The organism is Nostoc sp. UIC 10630, from assembly GCF_010747425.1.
Lineage (GTDB): Bacteria > Cyanobacteriota > Cyanobacteriia > Cyanobacteriales > Nostocaceae > Nostoc.
Window position 1 is genome coordinate 1 of record NZ_JAAGOG010000355.1, and the last position, 4,370, is coordinate 4,370.

Sequence of the window (4,370 nt, forward strand, 5' to 3'; positions counted from 1 at the left end):
TGCTCGGAAGAATCATACACCAGATTTTTGCAGTGTGGTTTTGATGCAGCCATTGAGTTTTTCGACACCAATTCTCAGAACTGGGACTTTGAAGAATCAACGTCATCACCTCATAATCCGAGGAATTGGGACGAGTACAAGCAGCTACAACAAACACGGGCTTTGTCACTGTCATAGTTTCAAGAACATGAAAAAATCAATTTCTACATTTCTATACCAAAAAGGAGTTAACAAAGGTGCTAGTCCGATGGAACTTTAAGTTAAAACCCTGTCAGCTTCAACAAGCAAAAATGTCGCAGTGGTTAATCACTCTCAGGAAGCATAGAAACTATGCACTTAGAGAACGACAAATTGGATACAATACTAATAATCAGAATGCTGATCAACCAGTTAATTATGCTTTTGGTAGTTACTGCGATCTGAAAACCAGAGTTGAATATGGTGGGTATTGTCCACTAACTTGTCCCGTGCTGAAACATGGTGTTATTCCAACTGATCTAAATATTGCTCTGAAAACATCGTCATCTGTTATCAAGTGGGATAGTGCTTCTAATATCCAGATAAAAGTAACAACGAGGTTAAGACGTAAACTCAAACATTTTAGTGAAATTAGTGCTGTTGTTTTGCAGGGGAACATCCTAAAATTAGACACTGCGTTTACAAATTTTTGGCGGCATGGTAAAGGATTTCCACGTTATTTACGAACTTTGAATAGTTTCAATTACTCACCAGGACAGGTTAAGCTTAAGACAATTAAAGATAATTATGCCATTGTCTATCTTCCAGGGATTGGCAATGTCAAAATGCACAATAGTCGAGATTTAACCAGTATTCAATCCGTGAGAACTTGTACTGTTAAAAGAGCAGGCGGTTACTGGTTCTTATCGATGTTAGTTCAAATACCCCAAGAACTACCAAAAGAAAAGCCAATATCTCAAATCAAATCAGTAGTCGGGATTGATGTTGGTGTGAATAAGCTTGTAGCTTTGTCAGATGGTAGTTTTGTTGAAAATATTAGAGTTACAACTAACATCAAAACATCTAGACGTTTAACTATGCGTCAACGTGCCATAAGCCGCAAGCGTCAAGGTTCTCAAAACAAAAACAAGGCATACGCTAGAATTGCCAGAACACAACATAAACTAGCACAACATCGAGACGGCTACAATTGGCAAGCAGCCAGTAAGATTGTCAAAACTGCTGATGCTGTTGGGCGTGAAGACCTGAACATCAAGAACATGGTTAAGCGTGCCAAACCAAAACGTGATGGCAAAGGTGGATATAAGAGAAATGGTGCTAGTCGCAAGAGTGGTTTAAGCAAGGCTATCCTTGATTGTGCTTGGGGTGATTTATTCGCCAAAATCGCTTGGTTAGCTGCTAAATCTGGTAAACCAGTTATTCTAGTTAATCCTAAGCATAGCAGTCAGGAATGTCCACAGTGCAGACATACTGACAAGAGTAATCGCAGTGGAGAAAAATTTCTTTGTACTAACTGCGGATACACACAACATGCTGACACAAAGGCTTCTCGAACAATTGCAAAACGTGTGGGATTAGTCTTCCCTAAAAACATTAAAAAGACTCTACCGGGGGACTCTCGGAAAGTTATGCCTGTGAAGATATCGCTGCCGATGGGTGGGGAGTCCAGGAACCATGCCTATGAGTCATTGAATATTCAGTTAAGTTTATTCGATTTAACCCAGTATACAGTGGCTGACAGTCGGATATCTAAGAGATACGGCAAAACCTCTTAGAGAATCTGTGTGTCTTTAGACCACAGAGCGTCAACGACCGCACCATAGAAACAACTGCAATTGTCTCTCTGCTCTTGACTGGAATTTCGGGAGTAAGAGCAATGGCTTCTTGGGGACTGGAGATTATTGAAATAAATGCTGAACCCAATATAATCATCTCTGGTTGGGAGCAACAGAAAAATATCTGCCTGGGTGCAATGTTGGTCAGTTTTTCCGCTTTCTTGGGCAGTTCTCTCATCGGAGCAAGTTTTAGTATTAAACGGGATAAATTTTAGGGAGAGAAATGGACAATGAAAGAGTACAAAACCAAACATGGCGGCTACAAAATCGAGACTACTGAATTATCAGATGGTGCTGTAGATGTTCATGTAGGAAAAACAGGATTTCTAAAAACAACCTGGGCAACTCCTACGACTCAAACTTTTGACAATCATACGCAAGCTGTTCGCCATGCAAAGAATGCTATTGATAACGGCGAAATCGATTCAGTTTTTATTAGTTGAAATGTATGAACTACTCAAAAAATAAAAATGAACACAAAACAATTGATTCTTAAATCTGCCATTGCAGTTCTCGCATTTTCCACTATTTTAAGTGGCTGTGTCACAGTTTTTGGACAAAAGAAAACCAATCACTTCAATATAACAATACCTGCAAGCACAGCGAGGCTGGTTTTCAGTTTCAGCATGATGGGAACTGGATTGACCATGTTTATCGGTAGTCGGATTGAGGCAGCACAATTTGAAGAATCACTAAAACCCAGACCTGTACCTCCTCCGTGCCGAGGTTGCAGGCATTTCCACGGGGTTATCTACAACGGTGTAACCTTCAATTGCGCTGTTCATCCCAAAGGCTGGCAAGGTGATAAATGCCCAGATTGGCAAACATTTAAAAAATCTTTAGAGGAACAAGAAAATGACATTAACTCTAAATAATCGCTCTCGAAACAAAGAATCGTCTCTGACGCAAGCATTACGGCAAATACAACAGTTAAACTCCAAGATTGCTGTGTTAGAGCAGCAGCATCAAGACTATGTGCAGAAGCAACAGAATTTGATTAGTGCCATTGCCGAAATCTGTGTTTCTCCGATACAGGAGATTCAGGCGCTGCGAATTCTGATTTATAAGGGAGAAGCAGCCTGTCGGCAGTACTTGCGTTCGGTGTTGGTTAAACAACGGAAGACTTCATCGAGTTCAGGCGCTCAGTGATTCCGGTTCTGTACGTGATATTTCCAAAACTCGCTGTAACCAATATGAAGTTTCAAGAGAAGCAGATTGTTTTTGTTCGTCATCCGACCAAATGTTCTCCCAATCAAACAGCCAATTAGTCAGCAAACGAACTAAGTCAACTAACTCACAGGCTCGGTCAATGTCGTCTGCTTTTACCATGTCGGGTACAGTCCACTCAATAAAGTACCGACTTTCTTTTACCAAAGGCAGCATCAAATCCCTTGATGAGTCTCCAACCCACATAGACTGAATTTGCGATAAGTGATTTGCCAAGTGATGCAACCGCGTGGGAACATCATCTTGTGTAAAATTTTTCTGCTCTGGTGTCATTTGGATCATAAGTTTCCCAGGAACTCCATTAGAAGTTGAGCAACCCTTTCTCTAATATTAGGGTCTAAAATCTCCATTGACCGATTTTGCCGGGGACGAAGATTAACCATTGATTCAAAAATCATTTTCCCAGTCAAAGGCATAAAACTGGCAGCCCAAATATCTTGTTGTCTACTACCGTCTTTCAATAGCTCTTTTTCGCAATCAGCGTGCAGATCGCCACCACCAACCAGCACCCGACGCTCGATATCGACTGCGGTTTTGATGTAGAACTTGTGTTCAGTAAGCATTTGTTCTATTTGTTGAGCAGTGGCGCGATTACGTAATAGGAAAATCATTCAAATCATAACCTCTATCAGGGAAAGGCATTCTAATTATGGAACGGAATCAAGCACAAGTAATTGCTGTAAGTCTCGCTGGCATATTAACGGCTATATCTGTGGGATATTTAGGAGTGCAATTTTTTGGCAAGAATGCAATGTACATGATTGCTACAGGAATGTTAGGGCTGGGTACTGGGGGAGCTATCGGTCAGATTTTGGTGGAGAAAAGGCAGCAACGAGTAGTACAAACACAGTCAAAATAAAGATAGGAGAAATTGCATGGAAACTTCAAAAGTTGTCACTATCCCGAATCATTGGACATCACCAAAATACTCGTTAGGGCAAAGAACTAAGCAGGGAGTGATTGTTGGGATTCAGTATTATCCACCCAATAATCTACTGACTGGCTTATGTAACGAATCTTGGCGTTATGCTGTCCTAGATAAAAACGATTTTTCCGAAGTGTCACATCTTGAAGAGCAGAAGATTCAGCCACTTACACCACTGGAATTACACGCCGAACTTCAAGCTGAAATTGAAGCGTATCAAGTTGAAATTGTAATTCTCAAGCAACAGCTAGAAACAGTATCCAATGCTTAAGTCACTACCCAGGTACTAACAAGTACATCTAATAATAGATAGCTTGATCGGAGTTAACGTGAGTTCGACGGAATTAAAAAATGGCAGGAGGTAGAGCAGGCAAATCTTTTGGGTAAATGTCAATGGAAGGTTT

Annotated in this window: 9 protein-coding genes; 7 read left to right on the plus strand and 2 right to left on the minus strand. The window is 40.7% G+C overall.

The annotated features are described in order from the left end of the window. Positions 1-236: 236 nt before the first annotated feature. The 5 genes from G1O98_RS37095 (at position 237) to G1O98_RS37115 (ending at position 2,963) form a co-directional block, all read left to right on the plus strand. Positions 237-1,754, plus strand: coding sequence for a transposase (locus tag G1O98_RS37095; protein WP_345940636.1), 1,518 nt, complete (start codon positions 237-239; stop codon positions 1,752-1,754). 101 nt (positions 1,755-1,855) lie between these two features. Continuing rightward, positions 1,856-2,029 (plus strand): hypothetical protein, encoded by a 174-nt coding sequence (locus G1O98_RS37100; RefSeq protein WP_243458655.1) that lies wholly within the window; start codon positions 1,856-1,858, stop codon positions 2,027-2,029. A 15-nt stretch (positions 2,030-2,044) separates the two neighbouring features. Continuing rightward, positions 2,045-2,257 (plus strand): hypothetical protein, encoded by a 213-nt coding sequence (locus G1O98_RS37105; RefSeq protein WP_163939307.1) that lies wholly within the window; start codon positions 2,045-2,047, stop codon positions 2,255-2,257. A 27-nt stretch (positions 2,258-2,284) separates the two neighbouring features. Further along, positions 2,285-2,689 carry a hypothetical protein gene (locus G1O98_RS37110; protein ID WP_163939309.1) on the plus strand — a complete coding sequence of 135 codons (405 nt, stop codon included), beginning with the start codon at positions 2,285-2,287 and terminating at the stop codon, positions 2,687-2,689. Next, positions 2,670-2,963 carry a hypothetical protein gene (locus G1O98_RS37115; RefSeq protein ID WP_163939311.1) on the plus strand — a complete coding sequence of 98 codons (294 nt, stop codon included), beginning with the start codon at positions 2,670-2,672 and terminating at the stop codon, positions 2,961-2,963. The genes G1O98_RS37110 and G1O98_RS37115 overlap by 20 nt, the downstream gene beginning before the upstream one ends. Here G1O98_RS37115 and G1O98_RS37120 read toward each other — a convergent pair. Both G1O98_RS37120 and G1O98_RS37125 read right to left on the minus strand, forming a co-directional pair. Then, positions 2,949-3,323, minus strand: a complete 375-nt coding sequence (locus G1O98_RS37120; RefSeq protein ID WP_163939313.1) for a hypothetical protein — start codon at positions 3,321-3,323, stop codon at positions 2,949-2,951. The genes G1O98_RS37115 and G1O98_RS37120 overlap by 15 nt on opposite strands. Then, complete coding sequence (locus tag G1O98_RS37125) at positions 3,320-3,652, minus strand: DUF5674 family protein (RefSeq protein ID WP_163939315.1); 333 nt, start codon at positions 3,650-3,652, stop codon at positions 3,320-3,322. Before G1O98_RS37125 ends, G1O98_RS37120 begins: the two co-directional genes overlap by 4 nt. Positions 3,653-3,690: 38 nt before the next feature. On the opposite strand from G1O98_RS37125, the gene G1O98_RS37130 reads away from it, so the two are divergent. Next, entirely contained in the window at positions 3,691-3,900 is a 210-nt protein-coding gene (locus G1O98_RS37130; protein ID WP_163939317.1) for a hypothetical protein, read from the plus strand. A 16-nt stretch (positions 3,901-3,916) separates the two neighbouring features. Beyond that, positions 3,917-4,237 carry a hypothetical protein gene (locus G1O98_RS37135; protein ID WP_163939319.1) on the plus strand — a complete coding sequence of 107 codons (321 nt, stop codon included), beginning with the start codon at positions 3,917-3,919 and terminating at the stop codon, positions 4,235-4,237. Positions 4,238-4,370 lie beyond the last annotated feature (133 nt).